We start from the raw sequence: 17395 nt of genomic DNA, 5'->3' as shown, positions 1-17395 counted from the left end.
TCAGCCCTCCCCGTTTGCCTTGGCCTCCGGAGCCGCGGGGGCTTCGGACGGCGCCTGCGCTGCCTCGGCTGCCGCACGCCCGGCCTCGGTGCTCGTCGCGGTGGTGCCAGCGGCACCGGACCGGCGAGCCCGGTTCGGACGGTCGCGACGCGGAGCGCGCTCCTGCGTGGCTTGCTGAGCGGCGTCGTGCTGGCGGCGACCGCCGACGACCTCGCCCTTGTAGATCCAGACCTTCACGCCGATACGGCCGAAGGTGGTACGGGCCTCGAAGAAGCCGTAGTCGATGTCCGCGCGCAGCGTGTGCAGCGGGACGCGACCCTCGCGGTAGTGCTCCGAGCGGGACATCTCGGCACCGCCGAGACGGCCACCACACTGCACCCGGATGCCCTTGACCTGCGGCGAGCGCATGGCCGACTGAATGGCCTTACGCATCGCGCGGCGGAAGGCCACACGGTTGGACAGCTGCTCGGCGACAGCCTGCGCGACCAGCTGAGCGTCCGACTCGGGGTTCTTGACCTCGAGGATGTTCAGCTGGACCTGCTTGCGGGTGAGCTTCTCCAGCTCACCCCGGATACGGTCGGCCTCGGCTCCACGGCGGCCGATCACGATGCCCGGACGCGCGGTGTGGATGTCCACCCGGACGCGGTCACGGGTCCGCTCGATCTCCACCTTGGAGATACCGGCGCGCTCCATGCCCTTGGACAGCAGCTTCCGGATCTTGACGTCTTCCGCCACGTACTCCGCGTACTGCTTGTCCGCGTACCAGCGGGACTTCCAGTCAGTGGTGATACCCAGGCGGAAGCCGTGCGGGTTGATCTTCTGACCCACTAGCTGGCACTTCCCTTCTCACTGGTCTTCGCGGCCTTGCGGCCGGGCTTGCGAGCAGCCTCCGGCTTCGGACGCGAAACGACCTCGACCGTGATGTGGCTGGTGCGCTTGCGGATGCGGTACGCACGGCCCTGCGCCCGAGGGCGGAACCGCTTGAGGGTCGGGCCCTCGTCCACATACGCCTTGCTCACCCAGAGGGTCTCCGGGTCGAGGCTCTGGTTGTTCTCGGCGTTTGCCATGGCACTGGCGAGCACCTTCGCGACCGGACCGCTTGCGGCCTGCGGCGCGAACTGGAGCACGGCCAGGGCCTCGCTGGCGTTACGTCCCTTGATGAGCTCGACGATGCGGCGCGCCTTCATCGGCGTGGTCCGCACGTAGCGAGCCCGAGCCACGGCGGTAGGAAGTTCCTCCACCGCGGCTTCGTCACGGGCGTTCATCGCTGCTTACCCCTTGCTGGTTCGTGTTCTAGGCGCGCCGCTCAGCGGCGGCGGGACTTCCGGTCGTCCTTGATGTGGCCCTTGAAGGTGCGGGTCGGGGCGAATTCGCCCAGCTTGTGCCCGACCATGGCCTCCGAGACGAACACCGGGACGTGCTTGCGGCCGTCGTGCACCGCGATCGTGTGTCCCAGCATGTCCGGAATGATCGTTGACCGGCGAGACCAGGTCTTGATCACCGTCTTCTTGCCGGACTCGTTCAGCGCGTCGACCTTCTTGAGCAGGTGGTCGTCAACGAACGGGCCCTTTTTGAGGCTACGTGGCATGGTTCACTCCCTTCCTGCTCAGCGCTTCTTACCGGTCTTGCGACGACGGACGATCATCCGGTCGCTCGCCTTGCGGCGACGGGTCCGGCCTTCTGGCTTACCTGCCGGGTTCACCGGGTGGCGACCACCGGAGGTCTTGCCTTCACCACCACCGTGCGGGTGGTCGACCGGGTTCATGGCCACACCACGGACGGTCGGGCGCTTGCCCTTCCACCGCATACGACCGGCCTTGCCCCAGTTGATGTTCGACTGCTCGGCGTTGCCGACGGCACCGACGGTCGCGCGGCAGCGGACGTCGACGTTGCGGATTTCGCCCGAAGGCATCCGCAGCTGTGCCAGCGAGCCCTCGCGAGCGACCAGCTGAACGCTGGCGCCTGCGGAACGGGCGATCTTGGCGCCGCCACCTGGCCGCAGCTCGATCGCGTGCACCACGGTGCCGACCGGGATGTTGCGCAGCGGCAGGTTGTTGCCCGGCTTGATGTCGGCCTTGGGGCCGTTCTCGATCGGGTCGCCCTGGCGCAGCTTCTCCGGCGCGATGATGTAGCGCTTCTCGCCGTCGGCGTAGTGCAGCAGCGCGATACGCGCGGTCCGGTTGGGGTCGTACTCGATGTGCGCGACCTTGGCCGGGATGCCGTCCTTGTCGTTGCGACGGAAGTCGATCAGCCGGTACGCACGCTTGTGACCGCCACCCTTGTGCCGGGTGGTGATCTTGCCGTGCGCGTTGCGGCCGCCCTTCTTGTTCAGCGGCCGGACCAGCGACTTCTCCGGGTGATCACGGGTGATCTCGGCGAAGTCCGAAACACTGGAGCCGCGACGGCCCGGCGTCGTCGGCTTGTACTTGCGGATGCCCATCTCTGCGAGTTCCTCGTTCCCTTAGGCGGCCGGGCCGCCGAAGATCTCGATCGGCTTCGAGTCAGCGGAAAGCGTGACAATGGCGCGCTTGGTGTCCTTGCGCTTGCCGAAGCCGGTCCGGGTGCGCTTGCGCTTGCCCTGCCGGTTCAACGTGTTCACGCTGATCACCTTGACGCCGAAGACCTTCTCGACCGCGATCTTGATAGCGGTCTTGTTGGCCTCCGGGTGGACCAGGAACGTGTACTTGTTCTCCTCGAGAAGGCTGTAGCTCTTCTCGGAGATGACCGGCGCGCGCAGGATGTCGCGGGGGTCGGGAATCACTTCGACTCCTCCTCAACTTCACCGGAGCGAGCGGTCGCCGTGGCCGAGCGACCCGAGATCGGGCCGGCGACGAAGGCTTCGTACGCGTCCTTGGTGAACACCACGTCGTCGGCGAACAGCACGTCGCGGGTGTTCAACTGGTCCGGCCACAACACGTGCACGTTCGGCAGGTTGCGCACCGACAGCAGGTTCAGCTCGTCCGCACGGGTGAGCACAACGAGAACATTGCGCGCACTGGTGAGCTCGCCGATGACCTTGCGGGCGTCCTTGGTGGACGGTGCGTCGCCGGTGACCAAAGAGGACACGACGTGCAACTGCTCCGCGCGAACCCGGTCAGAAAGAGCGCCACGCAGAGCGGCAGCCTTCATCTTCTTGGGGGTCCGCTGGGTGTAGTCCCGAGGCGTCGGGCCGTGCACGACGCCACCGCCGACGAACTGCGGGGCGCGGGTCGAACCCTGGCGGGCCCGGCCGGTGCCCTTCTGGCGGTACGGCTTCTTGCCGCCACCGCGAACCTCGCCGCGAGTCTTGGTGTCGTGCGTGCCCTGCCGCGCTGCGGCTTCCTGGGCGACGACAACCTGGTGCATCAGCGGGATGTTCGCCTGCACGTCGAAGATGCCCGCGGGCAGCTCAACGGAGCCGTCGGTCTTGCCGTCCGGGGTGCGAACGTCAACGCTGGTCATTTCACGCACCACCCTTCGCGGCGCTCTTGAGGAACACGAGGCCGCCCTTGGGGCCGGGAACCGCACCCTTGATCAGGATGAGGCCCGACTCGGCGTCGACCCGGTGCACGGTCAGGTTCTGGGTGGTCACCTTCTCGTGACCCATACGGCCTGCCATCCGCAGGCCCTTGAACACGCGGCCCGGGGTGGCGCAGCCGCCGATCGAACCCGGGGAGCGGTGCTTGCGCTGGGTACCGTGCGAGGCGCTCAGACCCTTGAAGCCGTGGCGCTTCATGACACCCGCGGTGCCCTTGCCCTTGCTGGTGCCGGTGACGTCGATGACGGTGCCGGCCTCGAACACCTCGGCGGTGATCTCCTGGCCGACCTCGTATGAGTCCGCATCAGTGGTGCGCAGCTCGGCGAGCACTCGCCGAGGGGTCACGCCGGCCTTGGTGAAGTGCCCGGCCCGCGGCTTGTTCACCTTGCGCGGGTCGATGGCCCCGAAGGCCAGCTGCACCGCGGTGTAGCCGTCGTTGTCCTGGGTGCGTACCTGGGTCACCACGTTCGGCCCGGCCTGCACGACGGTCACCGGGACGACCCGGTTCGACTCGTCGAAGACCTGGGTCATACCGAGCTTGGTGCCCAGAATGCCCTTCACTTGCCTGTCAGACATGGTCTCGTTCTCTCCGCTGCGTTTCTCGCGCGCAGGCGCTTACTGGATGTTGACGTCGACGCTGGCCGGCAGGTCGATGCGCATCAGCGCGTCGACCGTCTTCGGCGTCGGGTCGAGGATGTCGATCAGACGCTTGTGCGTACGCATCTCGAAGTGCTCGCGCGAGTCCTTGTACTTGTGCGGCGAGCGGATGACGCAGTAGACGTTCTTCTCGGTCGGCAGCGGCACTGGCCCAACGACCCGAGCGCCGGTACGCGTCACGGTCTCGACGATCTTGCGCGCTGAGGCGTCGATCGCCTCGTGGTCGTAGGCCTTGAGCCGGATGCGGATCTTCTGTCCCGCCATGGTGGCTTTGCCGTTCCTTCCGTGATGTCCCTTGTCAGAGCTCTTTACCAGCGATTTCGCCGGCAGTGGAGGCTCCGCTCCCCTGTTCACAAGTCATGGTTCCCGGTCCACGAGGTCGGGCGTGTCGCGCCTGACTCACAGACCGGTCCCACAGTCGTATGGATCTCGCGGGGAGAACCTGACGTATGTGGGACGGGCGGCCGGAAGCTCAACAGAATTTCCGGCATAACCCTTATTTGTCTCACTGACGGCCGCCGTGCGCAGTTCCCGCATGACGGGCTTTCGCACTACAGCCCTCGCGCGGAGGCGGCCGGGTTCCTTGCGAGAACCGGCCGCCCCACGACGAGCAACCTATACAGGATGCCATACCGAAATATGGCGTCCAAATCGGGGTCGGCTTAGCCGACCAAAATCACTTGATGATCTTGGTCAGGGTACCGGCGCCGACGGTCCGGCCACCCTCACGGATGGTGAACCGCATGCCCTCGTCCATCACGATCGGCTGGATCAGCTGGACGGTCATCTTCGTGTCGTCGCCCGGCATGACCATCTCGGTGCCCTCGGGGAGGGTCACGACGCCGGTCACGTCGGTCGTACGGAAGTAGAACTGCGGGCGGTAGTTCTGGAAGAACGGCGTGTGGCGGCCACCCTCGTCCTTGGACAGGATGTAGACCTGCGCCTCGAACTCGGTGTGCGGGGTCGAGGTGCCCGGCTTGGCAACGACCATGCCGCGCTCGACGTCCTCACGCTTGACACCACGAACCAGCAGACCCACGTTGTCGCCGGCCTGGCCCTGGTCGAGCAGCTTGCGGAACATCTCAACGCCGGTGACCGTGGTCTTGGTCGCCTTCTCGCGGATGCCGAGGATCTCGACCTCCTCGTTGACGTTGACGACACCGCGCTCGATACGACCGGTGACGACCGTGCCACGACCGGTGATCGTGAAGACGTCCTCGATCGGCATCAGGAACGGACGGTCGGTCTCGCGGACCGGCTCCGGGATGTTCTCGTCGACCGCGTCAAGCAGCTCGAGCAGCTTGGCGCCCCACTCGGCGTCGCCCTCGAGCGCCTTCAGCGCCGAGACGCGGACCACGGGGAGGTCGTCGCCCGGGAACTCGTACTCGGTCAGCAGCTCGCGGACCTCGAGCTCGACGAGCTCGAGGATCTCCTCGTCGTCCACCATGTCGGCCTTGTTCAGGGCGACAACGATGTACGGCACGCCGACCTGGCGGGCAAGGAGCACGTGCTCCTTGGTCTGCGGCATCGGGCCGTCGGTCGCGGCGACCACCAGGATCGCGCCGTCCATCTGGGCGGCACCGGTGATCATGTTCTTGATGTAGTCAGCGTGACCCGGGCAGTCGACGTGCGCGTAGTGCCGCTTCTCGGTCTGGTACTCGATGTGAGCGATCGAGATGGTGATACCGCGCTGCTTCTCCTCCGGCGCCTTGTCGATCTCGTCGAACGGCGTGAAGGGGTTCAACTCCGGGTACTTGTCGTGCAGAACCTTGGAAATGGCCGCGGTAAGCGTCGTCTTTCCGTGGTCGATGTGACCGACGGTACCGATGTTGACGTGCGGCTTGGTCCGCTCGAACTTCGCCTTCGCCACTGGATTGTCCTCCTGGACTTGTTCTTATCCGAAAGGGCGAAGAATAGATTCACTTCGCCCCGCCGGGTCATCAGGGTCGGTTGTGCGGACCCCGGGGGAACCCCGGAGAGCCCACACGTTGTGTGGTGCTCCGGTGAGGGGTTATTCCCCCGTCGCCTTTGCGATGATCTCCTTCGCCACGTTCGTGGGAACCTCGGCGTAGGAGTCGAACTGCATCGAGTAGTTCGCCCGGCCCTGGGTCCGCGACCGCAGGTCGCCGACGTAGCCGAACATCTCGGACAGCGGAACGAGTGCCTTGACGACACGCGTGCCACTGCGCTCCTCCATGGCCTGGATCTGGCCACGGCGGGAGTTCAGGTCACCGATGACGTCACCCATGTAGTCCTCAGGGGTGGTCACCTCGACCGCCATCAACGGCTCGAGCAGCACCGGGCTGGCCTGCTTCGCGGCCTCCTTGAGCACCATCGAACCGGCGATCTTGAACGCCATTTCCGACGAGTCGACCTCGTGGTAGGCACCGTCGAGCAGGGTCAGCTTCAGGCCGACCAGCGGGTAGCCGGCGAGCACGCCGTACTGCATGGCGTCCTGCGCACCCTGGTCGACCGACGGGATGTACTCACGCGGAACGCGGCCACCAGTGACCTTGTTCTCGAACTCGTACAGCGCGCCGTCGGTGGTGGCCAGCGGCTCCAGCTTGACGACGACCTTGGCGAACTGGCCGGATCCACCCGTCTGCTTCTTGTGGGTGTAGTCCAGCTTCTCGACCGTCTTGCGGATGGTCTCGCGGTAGGCCACCTGCGGCTTACCGATGTTCGCCTCGACCTTGAACTCGCGGCGCATCCGGTCGACCAGCACGTCGAGGTGCAGCTCGCCCATGCCGGCGATGATCGTCTGGCCGGTCTCCTCGTCCTGCTTGACCTTGAAGGTTGGGTCCTCCTCGGCCAGCTTCTGGATCGCGGTGCCCAGCTTCTCCTGGTCAGCCTTGGTCTTCGGCTCGATGGCGACCTGGATGACCGGGTCGGGGAACGTCATCGACTCGAGGATGATCGGCTGCTGCGGGTCGCACAGGGTGTCACCGGTCGTGGTGTCCTTCAGGCCGATCGCGGCGTAGATGTGGCCCGCGATGGCCTCGGTGACCGGGTTCTCCTTGTTCGAGTGCATCTGGAAGAGCTTCCCGATGCGCTCCTTGCGCTCCTTGGTGGAGTTGATCACCTGCGCGCCGGAGTTGACCTGGCCCGAGTAGACCCGGATGTAGGTCAGCTTGCCGAAGAACGGGTGCACGGCGATCTTGAACGCCAGCGCCGAGAACGGCTCGTCGGTCGAGGGCTTACGGGTAGCGGCGGTCTCGCCGTCGACCAGCGTGCCCGCGACTGCCGGCACGTCCAGCGGGGACGGCAGGTAGTCGATGACCGCGTCAAGCATCGGCTGGACGCCCTTGTTCTTGAACGCAGAGCCACAGAGCACCGGATAGGCGGACCGCTCGATGGTGATCTTGCGGATGGCCGCCTTGATCTCCTCGACCGTGAGCTCCTCGCCGCCGAGGTACTTCTCCATCAGGTTGTCGTCGGTCTCCGCGACGGCCTCGATGAGCGCCTCGCGGTACTCGTTGGCCTTGTCGAGCAGATCGGCTGGGATCTCCTCGATCGCGTAGTCCTCACCCTTCTTCACCTCGCCGCGCCAGGTGAGCGCGCGCATGTGAATCAGGTCGATGACACCGATGAAGTCGTTCTCGGCACCGATCGGAAGCTGGATCGGCAGCGGCTTGGCGCCGAGCCGCTCCGAGATGGTGCGCACGGTGAAGTAGAAGTCCGCGCCGAGCTTGTCCATCTTGTTGACGAAGCAGATACGCGGGACGTCGTACTTGGTGGCCTGCCGCCAGACCTGCTCGGACTGGGGCTCAACACCCTCTTTGCCGTCGAACACGGCGACAGCACCGTCAAGGACGCGGAGCGAACGCTCCACCTCCACGGTGAAGTCCACGTGACCGGGCGTGTCGATGATGTTGATCTGGTGGTCGGCCCAGTAAGTGGTCGTCGCGGCGGACGTGATCGTGATGCCGCGCTCCTGCTCCTGCTCCATCCAGTCCATCGTCGCGGCGCCGTCGTGCACTTCGCCGATCTTGTAGTTGATCCCGGTGTAGAACAGGATCCGCTCGGTCGTCGTGGTTTTACCCGCGTCGATGTGAGCCATGATCCCGATGTTGCGGACCTTGGCCAGGTCGGTGAGCACGTCGAGTGCCACGAGAATCTTCCCCTGTCTTGCAGAGCTGTCGGACTGGTGGCTAGATCACCAGCGGTAGTGGGCGAAGGCCTTGTTGGACTCAGCCATCTTGTGCGTGTCCTCGCGGCGCTTGACGCTCGCCCCAAGGCCATTGCTCGCGTCGAGCAGCTCGTTCATGAGGCGCTCGACCATCGTCTTCTCACGACGGCTGCGGGAGTAGCTGACCAGCCAGCGCAGGGCCAGCGTGGTGCTGCGGCCGGGCTTGACCTCGATCGGCACCTGGTAGGTGGCGCCACCGACACGGCGAGGCTTGACCTCGATGGCCGGCTTGACGTTGTCCAGCGCGCGCTTGAGCGTCACGACCGGGTCGGTGCTCGTCTTCTCGCGGGCACCCTCAAGCGCGCCGTAGACGATCTTCTCGGCCACGGAACGCTTGCCGTCCTTCAGCACCTTGTTGATCAACTGGGTGACCAGCGGGGAGCTGTAGACCGGGTCGGAGATCAGCGGCCGCTTCGGGGCCGGTCCCTTGCGGGGCATCTCAGCTCTTCTCCTTCTTCGCGCCGTAGCGGCTGCGAGCCTGCTTGCGGTTCTTCACGCCCTGCGTGTCCAGCGAGCCGCGGATGATCTTGTAACGAACACCCGGGAGGTCCTTCACACGGCCACCACGCACGAGCACCATCGAGTGCTCCTGGAGGTTGTGGCCCTCACCAGGGATGTAGGCGGTGACCTCGATGCCGCTGGTCAACTTGACACGGGCGACCTTGCGCAGCGCCGAGTTCGGCTTCTTGGGCGTGGTGGTGTACACACGCGTGCACACACCGCGCCGCTGCGGGCTCCCCTTGAGCGCCGCGGTCTTGGTCTTGGCGACCTTGTCCTGGCGGCCCTTACGGACCAGCTGCTGGATCGTGGGCATGGACCGGCTTTCTCTACGACTGCTTCTTCATGGCGGTTGTCCGTGGTTCTGCTGTATTCCCCCTGGCCCCGCCGTAACCCGAGGTCGGGCGTGTCGCCCTTCCTCAACGGCCCGTGCGGGACAGCGCCACATCGAACAACCGCGGCATCCCAACGGGGTTTGGGAGTCTCCGTGCCGGTTCGCGTCGTCGTTCGCACGGACGACAGGCACACGGAGCGGCCCGACATCAGTCAGGCACGATTAGCAAAGATACCTGGCCCGTTCCGCACGGGCAAAACGGGGGTCGGACAGACCAGCTGTGGTGGTTAACAGCAGCTGGACACCGGGTTATTCCCAGGTCCGAAGTATCGGTTACGCCGAAGGGCTCACTGTCGTCTACACAGCCGGGTACATTCCGCAAGTCAGCTGTCACCGATTGGAGCCGAGGGGCGCGGGCCTTGTCCGAACCGGATTTCGACGCCGACCGTCTGGCGGAGCGCAACGCGGACCTGCGACGCCAAGTCGACAAGATGATGGAAGAGGTACGCCGCAAGACCGAGGACCTGAAAGAAGCGCAGGCCAGAATGACCGCGCTGACCGGGTCGTCGGAGTCGGCCGACGGCGTGATCAATGCAAGAGTGGACATGACCGGCAACCTGACGGAGCTGACGCTGACATCGCGCGCCTACGAGCGCACGCCCGAGCAGCTCGCGGCCGAGATCACACGTGTGATCCGCAAGGCGGCGGCAGGCGTGCGAACCGAACTGCACCGCGAAGCGAGCCAGTTCACCCCGGACGAGGACCTGATCGACCTGCCGGACCTGGTGCCCGGGGCGCCGTCGTTGCGTGACCTGTTCCGGATCGAGCAGCCGGAAGAGGATGAAACGGATCAGCCCGCTCGCCCGTCAGAGCCGGTAGCGGACGACGACTACTACGACAACCAGCAGATGTTCCGCCGGGACTGAGGGGGTCATTGGCGATGAGCAGCGAGTTGAAGATCAACCCCGACGGAGTGCGCGGGGGTGCGACGCGACTCGACGGTGTTGGCACGGACTTCACCAAGGACGCTGGTGACCTGAAGTCGAAGCTGCAGGCGGAAGGCCAGCCGTGGGGAGACGACGAGTCAGGGCAGAACTTCGCCAAGGACTACGTACCGGCGGCGGACGCGATCAGCAAAGCGGTCGGTGACGTGGCCGCGGCGTTGACCCAGATCGCCAAGAACCTCAAAGCACAGGCGGACGCCCACCAGAGCACGGACACGGGCAGCGCGCGGACCTTCAACAACACGCAGGTCTGAACCTATGGCGATCATGGACCCACCGGAGTTCGTCAAGGACATCGCGCCATGGGTGCTCGGCGGAGAGTGGCCGAAAGGCAACGAAGACGCGATGATCCGCCTCGCCGAAGTCTGGGAGGCGGCGGCGCGAGACATCGACGCGGCGATGAAAGCGGCGGACAGTGCGGTCAAAGAAGCCCGCGGCAGCATGGAAGGCGAAGCCGCGGAGCAGTTCGATGAATACTGGAAGAAATTTGTCGGCGGCGACGAAGCGGCGTTCGAGAAGCTGAAAGAAGGCTCGGAGTCGCTGGCGAAAGCCTGCCGTAACTGTGGGATGCAGATCGAGTACGCGAAGCTGTCGATCTGGGCGGCACTGGCAGCGTTGTTGATCCAGATCATCGCACTGACAGCGGCAGCGTTCGCGACCTTCGGCGGCTCGCTGGCCGGGGTGATTCCAGCGCAAATGGCCACGCGCCAGGTGATCGTGACGATCTTCCGAAACCTGGTGCAGCGCCTCGGGGAGCAGGTCGGCAAGAGCCTGCTGAAAAAGATGATGTTCTCGGTGGCGACCGAGGTCGCGGCCAACGTGGCGATGGACGCGGGAATCCAGCTCTTCCAGATGGCCAAAGGAACCCGCTCGGAATTCGACGCGGGAATGACCCTGGACGCGGTGAAATCCGGCGCGATCAGCGGAGTCCTCGGCGGAGCGGCTTCGGCAGGCGTCGGCAAGGTCATGGGCGACGGCCTCGGCGAAGGACTGGGCAAGAGCGTCGCCAGGGAAGCCGTGCAGGAAGGCGTGACCGGGGCCGCGGCAACGGCGGTGGAAGGTGCCATCTCCGGGGACTTCAGCCTGGAAAGCGTGGCACAGGGTGCGACCTCCGGTGGGGTCAGCGGCGGGTTGAGCGGGGCGAAGCAGCACGTCGCTGGGGTTCCGGCGGACTTTGACGTGCCCCCGGTCGCCGAGGAGACCGGCACCGTCCAATCAGGACTGGCCCCGCCACCTGCGTCGGGGGATTCGCCTGCGCCTCGGCCGGTCCAGTCCGCGGAGTCCGTTCAAGACAGCTCGTCGCGGCTGAGTTCGGCGGTTCCACCGGTTCAAGCCGGTTCGAGCGGTGGCGCTGTCCAGTCAGGCGCCGGTCCACAAGGGACGCCAGCAGCCCCGGCAGCGTTTTCCGGCGGGTCCGGGTCTTCGGGCTCTGCCAGCTCCTCAGGGTCTTCGGGGTCTCCATCTGGTGGCGCACCGCGGGCAGCGGCACCGCCAGCGAGCCCTGCCGCGTTCAGCTCAGGCGGTTCGTCGGGTGGTGCCAGCCCGGTGTCATCTGGCGGCGGCCCCGTGTCGTCCGGCGGGCAGAGCGGCGGCGGCCCATCCGGAGGCGGATCTTCCTGGGGCAGCCCAGTGTCATCCGGGGGGCCTTCGGGCGGTCCTGCGTCTTCCGGCGGCGCGTCTTCCGGCGGCGGTCCTGGTGGCGGCCCCGTGTCGTCTGGCGGGCAAAGCGGCGGTGCAGTGGCGTCCGGCGGGCCAGCCAGCGGCGGCGGCGCGGTTTCGTCAGGAGGCGGCTCATCCGCTGGCGGGTCTTCCGGCGGCCCGGTGTCATCCGGTGGCGGGTCAGCAGGTAGCGGCGGCGCGGTCTCAGGCGGCGCACCTTCAGCAGGCCCCACGCAAGGTGGAGGCCCAGTCACAGGAGGTACGCCAACACCCGGCGGCCCAACTCCGGGTGGCCCACCCCCGGCGGCCCCGGTCACAGGCAGCCCAACACCCGGCGGACCGACCCCCGCACCCGGCCAGTCAAGTGGCGCGGTCGGAGCGGCACCAATGCCGATGGCCGCACCAATGGCAGGCACCGCAGGCGGTGGAGGCACGCACACACCCTCTACGCCCGGCGGCAACCCCACGACAGGCCAGCCCTCCAGCAGTCCAGCAACAGGTACCGACAAGCTGGGCAACACACCCATCGGCCAACAGTCCGACCGAGGCCCAGCCACACCCCCCAGCCCAGCATCAGGCCCGCAACCCGGTGGTTCCCCGCAAGGCGGAGCAGTCCGCGACACCGCAACACCCGCCAGTCCCGCACCCAACCAGCAATCCGGCAGCCCGGCGCAGGGCGGGACCGTCCGCGACAGCGCGACAGCCACCAGTGGCCCTCTGAGGGAAACACCAGCCTCAGGCCCAACGCCGCACCAGACCTCGACACCAGGCGGCCCGGTCCGCGACATCGCCACACCAACTCCCACTCCACACCAGGGCTCCACTCCCGGTGGCCCTGTCCGCGACACCACACCCGGCAGCACCGTCCGCGAGACAGCCACACCACAGCAAGGCCCCACTCCCAGCGGCACGGTCCGAGACACAGCCTCCGGCAACCCCACGCCCGGTGGCGCAGTCCGCGATACCGCCGCACCCACTCCCGACCGCGGCCCACAGCCCTCTCCCACACCGCATCCGAGCCAGCACATCCCAACCACCAACACGACCGGGACAACGCCTGGGTCGTCCCAGACCCCGCACCCGACTGTCCAATCAGGACCAGCCAACCCCCAGGGCAGTCCACAAGGGACACACCAACCGGGCATGCCGTACCAGCAAAATGGCCCAACCCCCACGGGCCAGCCGTCACACGCCCAAGGTCCGGCACCGCACTCGCCAAGCCCGGCACCGCATACCTCTGGCCCCACGCAGCAACCGGCAGGCACAGGACACCACACCTCCAGCCCGACGCCCCACCACAGTGGCCCCGCGGACTCCGTACCTCCCGTGCAACGGCATCAGCCTGCCTCTGGGCCGCATCGGTTCTCCGGGAATCTGGAGACTCCGGTTCGGGCCAGTGATGATGGACCTGCTGCGCCGCAACGTAAACCGGCCGCCCTGCCGGATCACCTCAAGGATCTCAAGCAGCACATCACGCCCACCCAGTCCGGCATTGTCATCGAACGCCACGGGTCGGCGTTCCCGTCACATCAGCAGTCCGCGCAACGGCTTCCGAAGCATCCGACGCACTTCGTCGTCGACGTGCACGGCACTTCGGACAAGGCTCTTGCCGGGGAACGTGACCTGTCCGCCAAGGACACCGCTGACATCATTCGGGCTTCGGGATGGGACGGTAAGCAGCCGATTCTGCTTGTCGGCTGTCAGACCGGGTCGAAGCCCGATGGGTTCGCGGCCCAGCTTTCCCGCGAACTCGGCGGTGAGGTGACCGCTCCCAACCGGGACGCGTGGATCGACGACCGCGGCAATCTGTTCGCGAGCAGTTCGCACATGGGCCCAAGGGACATGCGTCCGGGTTGGCCGCCGAACGGCGAATGGGCGACCTTCAAGTCGGACGGCACCAACACTCCGCACAAGACTTCGTCGCCGCCGGGACACGTTCCGGATTGGCGTGCTGTCGGCAGTAAAGGGCCTGATTACGCGTACCGGCGCGGCGAAGCGCCCGGTAGCGCGAATGGGCCGACGACGTCTCGTCCGTCCTTGACGGATCGGATGGCTGGGACTCGCCAGCACGACGGCGACGATTCCAGTGCCAGTTCCCAGCTTGAGGACAAACGGCCGCCGAGGATCGTTGTGCCGGAGGGCACTCCGCTGTTCTTCGAGAACAAGCCGCAGTTCCGGGCTTCTCCGCTCGATGTGCAGCACATGAAGGAGTCCTACCCGCCCGGCATGTGGGAGCAGGACGCCGAGAAGATCGACGGGATCGTCGCGCAGCACCAGCAGTTCAAGGTGGTTCCGCGGGATCAGCTGATCGCCCTTCGCGGGCACACGGCCCATCACACGTTCGATACCGTCAACAATGCCTTGCGCACCAACGACATCCAGACGTTGCGGCACTACGACGGATACATCCGCACGGTCAACTCCGCGCTGAACCACCTTCCGCCGTATCAGGGCCTGGTCAGCCGTGTGATCAACACACAGCACCCCGCGCTTCGCGCGAGCCAGTACCCGATGGGCGCGGTCATCACCGAGCGCGGGTTCCTGAGCACCTCCCAAGAGGGGGCCAGCAAGTTCCCCGGCAAAGTCGAGCTGAGGATTCACTCGCTCACCGGCCGCGACATCGCACCGATCTCGCATCGGCCGAACGAGCGCGAGGTGCTTTTCCCGTCCGGCACCCAGTTCAAAGTCGTCGGCACTGGCTTCGACCCCAATACCGGCAAGCATTACATCCAGCTCAGGGAAATTCCTCCGCCGCCACCGCCGCAGCGCCCGATGGCCCCGCCACAGCAGCAGGGCGGCTACGCCCCCGGCCGCCAGCAGATTCCCATGCAGTCCGCGCAGGGGCCTCGCCAGCACCAGAACATCTACAACCAGCCGCCACAACAACGGCAGCAGCACCCGCAGGTTCCACAGCAGCAACATCCACAGTACGGGCGGCAGCCAGTACCGCCACAGCACCCGCAGCAAGGCCAGCACCCGTCGCAGCGTCCCGCACAGCAGCACGGCCAACAACCGGGGCAAGCTCCGCAACAGCCGGGGCAACAACCAACGCAAGCTCCGCAACGGGCGGGCCAGCGACCACACCAAGCCCAGCAACTAGCCGGTCAACAACAGACGGGCCAGCCGAACCAAGCCCAACAACGGCCACACACCCAACAACAGCCGGGTCAACAACCACATACCCAGCAGCCACCGCAGGCTCATCGACCCATCCAGCAGCCACCGGCGCAGTCGACCCACGACCGTGCCCAAACGACGACGCCGTTGCACCGGCCGCACCTCGAAGAAGCACCAACGACTCAGCCGCTGCGTCAGGAAACCCGGGCGCCCGAGCAGCGGACACCCGCGCAGGACTTCACCAATCGGCCCGACGACGCGCCTTCCGCGCAGAAGTTGCTCGACGAGATCCTCGCGCGGCCCGCAGACCGGATACCGCCAAAGGACGTGCCGGTCGATCTCAGAAGGTTCCCGGATGACGAGCGCCTTCCGCATGTCGCCGAGAACATCCGGCACACGCAGGCGGGTATCTCGCTGTTCGACGAGTCCGAGGACAAACAGCGGTACACCGCACGCACGGTCGAGCGGTTCCCCGGCCATTTCGTGGTGGACACACACGCCAAGGACGGCTTCGTGCGGTCCGGCGGCAGGCCGTTGTCCGCCGAGGACGTCATCAACATCATCGAGGCCCTGCCACCTGGCACGTGGGACCGCAGGACGCCGCTCCTGTTCACCGGCTGCAGGATGGGCATGGCTGCCGATGGTGTCGCGGCGCAAGTGGCACGGCACTTCGGCGTCGAGACCGTCGCGTCTCGCCGGGACACGTGGATCGACGACCACGGCAACATGTACTCGGCCGAAGTCGACGCCGCCGACACCGCGGCGAGTGGCTTCCCGAGGTCGAAGTGGCCGCCGAACGGCCAGTGGGCGCGGTTCACGCCGGACGGCATGGTCCACATCTCCGAGAACAATCCGTACCCACCAGGTCACACGCCTGATTGGGGCAACGACGTTCCGGAGAAGGCCCCGACAAGCGCGGCGCCCCGAGGCATAGACGACACGACACCTCGGCTCACCGGCGACGACGTCCGGGAGTACCTCGACCGCCCCAACGTCTCGGAGGCACTGGACCAAGCAGTCGGCCCTGAGCACAAGGTCAAGGTCGACGGGGTCGAGCAGGACATCCGCGACTTCGTCAAACAACGCCTGCCGCAGCATCCCGAACTCGTTGAAGCGATGCAGAAGGCGGACTACCTCGAGAAGTCCTTGCTCAGCAACCCGAGGACGATCTCGTCGCTGCTGTCGCACCCCGACGCGATCCCGATCCTCACCGACGCCGTTGACGAGGTGCACAGCCGCGGCGCGGAACAGGTTGAGCGGGCATACGTCCAAGCAGGCGCCGCCACGCCGACACCGCTCACTGCCGAGCAACAGCAGGTGTCCGCTGCGGCCAAGGACGCGACCCGGGTCTTCAAAAAGGCAGAGACCTACCAGCTACCGATGGGCGACACTCCGCTCGACGAGTACCTGGATGCCCGGTACAAGGACGCCGCCAAGGCACAGCCGGAGCTCAACAAGATCGTCAAGGACCTCGCCCAGCAGCTCGATGGCGAACCTGGTTTCCGTCCAGGGCCCAAGGACATTCACCGTTCGCGGGCGAAGATCCTTGGTGACTACGCCGGTGACGCGTCGCTGCTGACCGACCTCGTCGGCGCCAAGATCACCTTCGACAGCATCGAGAACATCTACCGCGCAATGGACGTGATCCGGTCGGACAACAGACTAGAGATCGTCAAGTTCAAGGACCGGTTCGACAAGCCACAGGCCAGCGGATACCGCGATCTGCAGATGAGCGTCCGGATGGCGCCGAACGACCACATCGCCGAATTCCGCCTGCACCTCGCCGCCCTTGATGACGTCAGCTCATGGGAGCACTCGCTCTATGAGGTGACACGAGACTTCGAAGCGGTCGCGAAGGCCGAGGAACGCGATATGACAACGCATGAGCGGGCACTCATGGCAGCGGTCAACATGAGGCTGCGGGTGCTGTTCTGGAACGCACTGAACGAGGTTCTGTGATGGCGGACGAGCAGTACGAGTACTTCCTCGTGTACGCACGCACCTACAAAATGCTGCGCACCCTCGGCGGGCCGAAGGGCTTGGCGTTGAACCTGACGACTGGCGACTTCGAGCCGGACACCAAGTACATCACCCAGATCATGTTCGCCACGACACAAGAGATCTTCTCCCTCGACGAAGAAGAGTTCATCCGGGAGACCGAAGAAGCCCGCAAGCATTTCCTCAGCGGCGATGGGCCGATCTTCGCTTTGTACGAAGTGGTCGACGGCATTTACGCACAGGCCCGCGCCGAGGGCAGGCGGATAACGCCGGACGAGATCGCACTGATCGACGGGATATTCAAGCGGACCTTCAAGATGTGGGACGAGGAGTTCGCCCGTCGCCGGGCAGGCGAACCGGGTGCCAACACCTACACCTCCAAGGCCATCGAATCGAGTAGCCCAAGCGGCGGGGAGGCGTAG

At 66.0% G+C, this 17395-nt stretch carries 16 protein-coding genes; 4 read left to right on the top strand and 12 right to left on the bottom strand.

What is annotated here, in order from left to right; genetic code table 11:
• The 12 genes from rpsC to rpsL all read right to left on the bottom strand — a co-directional run bounded on the left by rpsC (position 1) and on the right by rpsL (position 9177).
• Positions 1-828, bottom strand: a complete 828-nt coding sequence (gene rpsC / locus LWC34_RS23310; protein WP_233727282.1) for a 30S ribosomal protein S3 — start codon at positions 826-828, stop codon at positions 1-3.
• Positions 828-1265 carry a 50S ribosomal protein L22 gene (gene rplV / locus LWC34_RS23305; RefSeq protein WP_233727281.1) on the bottom strand — a complete coding sequence of 146 codons (438 nt, stop codon included), beginning with the start codon at positions 1263-1265 and terminating at the stop codon, positions 828-830. The genes rpsC and rplV overlap by 1 nt, the downstream gene beginning before the upstream one ends.
• 41 nt (positions 1266-1306) lie before the next feature.
• Positions 1307-1588 (bottom strand): 30S ribosomal protein S19, encoded by a 282-nt coding sequence (rpsS, locus tag LWC34_RS23300; protein ID WP_033384221.1) that lies wholly within the window; start codon positions 1586-1588, stop codon positions 1307-1309.
• Between the two features lie 18 nt (positions 1589-1606).
• Positions 1607-2440 carry a 50S ribosomal protein L2 gene (gene rplB / locus LWC34_RS23295; RefSeq protein WP_233727280.1) on the bottom strand — a complete coding sequence of 278 codons (834 nt, stop codon included), beginning with the start codon at positions 2438-2440 and terminating at the stop codon, positions 1607-1609.
• A 21-nt stretch (positions 2441-2461) separates the two neighbouring features.
• The gene (gene rplW, locus LWC34_RS23290; RefSeq protein ID WP_308200128.1) at positions 2462-2761 is read right to left on the bottom strand and encodes a 50S ribosomal protein L23; all 300 of its coding nucleotides are present in this window, start codon (positions 2759-2761) and stop codon (positions 2462-2464) included.
• Positions 2758-3441 (bottom strand): 50S ribosomal protein L4, encoded by a 684-nt coding sequence (gene rplD, locus LWC34_RS23285; protein ID WP_233727279.1) that lies wholly within the window; start codon positions 3439-3441, stop codon positions 2758-2760. The genes rplW and rplD overlap by 4 nt, the downstream gene beginning before the upstream one ends.
• Position 3442: 1 nt before the next feature.
• Positions 3443-4093: a 50S ribosomal protein L3 gene (gene rplC / locus LWC34_RS23280; protein ID WP_233727278.1), complete on the bottom strand. Its 651-nt coding sequence runs from the start codon at positions 4091-4093 to the stop codon at positions 3443-3445.
• A 39-nt stretch (positions 4094-4132) separates the two neighbouring features.
• Positions 4133-4438, bottom strand: coding sequence for a 30S ribosomal protein S10 (rpsJ, locus tag LWC34_RS23275; protein WP_003938093.1), 306 nt, complete (start codon positions 4436-4438; stop codon positions 4133-4135).
• 412 nt (positions 4439-4850) lie between these two features.
• Entirely contained in the window at positions 4851-6044 is a 1194-nt protein-coding gene (tuf, locus tag LWC34_RS23270) for an elongation factor Tu (protein WP_233727277.1), read from the bottom strand.
• A 141-nt stretch (positions 6045-6185) separates the two neighbouring features.
• Complete coding sequence (fusA, locus tag LWC34_RS23265) at positions 6186-8285, bottom strand: elongation factor G (RefSeq protein WP_233727276.1); 2100 nt, start codon at positions 8283-8285, stop codon at positions 6186-6188.
• 45 nt (positions 8286-8330) lie between these two features.
• The gene (gene rpsG, locus LWC34_RS23260; protein ID WP_054295772.1) at positions 8331-8801 is read right to left on the bottom strand and encodes a 30S ribosomal protein S7; all 471 of its coding nucleotides are present in this window, start codon (positions 8799-8801) and stop codon (positions 8331-8333) included.
• Between the two features lies 1 nt (position 8802).
• Positions 8803-9177: a 30S ribosomal protein S12 gene (rpsL, locus tag LWC34_RS23255; RefSeq protein ID WP_025361387.1), complete on the bottom strand. Its 375-nt coding sequence runs from the start codon at positions 9175-9177 to the stop codon at positions 8803-8805.
• Positions 9178-9614: 437 nt separating this feature from the next.
• On the opposite strand from rpsL, the gene LWC34_RS23250 reads away from it, so the two are divergent.
• From LWC34_RS23250 to LWC34_RS23230, 4 genes are read left to right on the top strand one after another with little or no spacing between them, the layout of a single operon-like run.
• Positions 9615-10121, top strand: a complete 507-nt coding sequence (locus LWC34_RS23250; RefSeq protein WP_233727275.1) for a YbaB/EbfC family nucleoid-associated protein — start codon at positions 9615-9617, stop codon at positions 10119-10121.
• A gap of 14 nt (positions 10122-10135) precedes the next feature.
• Positions 10136-10453 (top strand): WXG100 family type VII secretion target, encoded by a 318-nt coding sequence (locus LWC34_RS23245; protein WP_233727274.1) that lies wholly within the window; start codon positions 10136-10138, stop codon positions 10451-10453.
• Positions 10454-10457: 4 nt separating this feature from the next.
• Complete coding sequence (locus LWC34_RS57070) at positions 10458-16934, top strand: DUF8616 domain-containing protein (RefSeq protein ID WP_284051639.1); 6477 nt, start codon at positions 10458-10460, stop codon at positions 16932-16934.
• The gene (locus LWC34_RS23230) at positions 16934-17395 is read left to right on the top strand and encodes a hypothetical protein (RefSeq protein WP_233727272.1); all 462 of its coding nucleotides are present in this window, start codon (positions 16934-16936) and stop codon (positions 17393-17395) included. The genes LWC34_RS57070 and LWC34_RS23230 overlap by 1 nt, the downstream gene beginning before the upstream one ends.

Origin of the sequence: Kibdelosporangium philippinense (genome assembly GCF_021390435.2) — a bacterium.
Classification (GTDB): Bacteria; Actinomycetota; Actinomycetes; order Mycobacteriales; family Pseudonocardiaceae; genus Kibdelosporangium; species Kibdelosporangium philippinense.
Note: the sequence above shows the minus strand (reverse complement) of the source record. Positions and strands in the feature narration are given on the sequence as shown.

Excerpts from the sequence above, each read along its gene's own strand:
- rplV (WP_233727281.1), bottom strand. The coding sequence starts at position 1,265 with ATGAACGCCCGTGACGAAGCCGCGGTGGAGGAACTTCCTACCGCCGTG.
- rpsS (WP_033384221.1), bottom strand. The coding sequence starts at position 1,588 with ATGCCACGTAGCCTCAAAAAGGGCCCGTTCGTTGACGACCACCTGCTC.
- rplB (WP_233727280.1), bottom strand. The coding sequence starts at position 2,440 with ATGGGCATCCGCAAGTACAAGCCGACGACGCCGGGCCGTCGCGGCTCC.
- rplD (WP_233727279.1), bottom strand. The coding sequence starts at position 3,441 with ATGACCAGCGTTGACGTTCGCACCCCGGACGGCAAGACCGACGGCTCC.
- rplC (WP_233727278.1), bottom strand. The coding sequence starts at position 4,093 with ATGTCTGACAGGCAAGTGAAGGGCATTCTGGGCACCAAGCTCGGTATG.
- rpsJ (WP_003938093.1), bottom strand. The coding sequence starts at position 4,438 with ATGGCGGGACAGAAGATCCGCATCCGGCTCAAGGCCTACGACCACGAG.
- rpsG (WP_054295772.1), bottom strand. The coding sequence starts at position 8,801 with ATGCCCCGCAAGGGACCGGCCCCGAAGCGGCCGCTGATCTCCGACCCG.
- rpsL (WP_025361387.1), bottom strand. The coding sequence starts at position 9,177 with ATGCCCACGATCCAGCAGCTGGTCCGTAAGGGCCGCCAGGACAAGGTC.
- LWC34_RS23245 (WP_233727274.1), top strand. The coding sequence starts at position 10,136 with ATGAGCAGCGAGTTGAAGATCAACCCCGACGGAGTGCGCGGGGGTGCG.
- LWC34_RS57070 (WP_284051639.1), top strand. The coding sequence starts at position 10,458 with ATGGCGATCATGGACCCACCGGAGTTCGTCAAGGACATCGCGCCATGG.
- LWC34_RS23230 (WP_233727272.1), top strand. The coding sequence starts at position 16,934 with ATGGCGGACGAGCAGTACGAGTACTTCCTCGTGTACGCACGCACCTAC.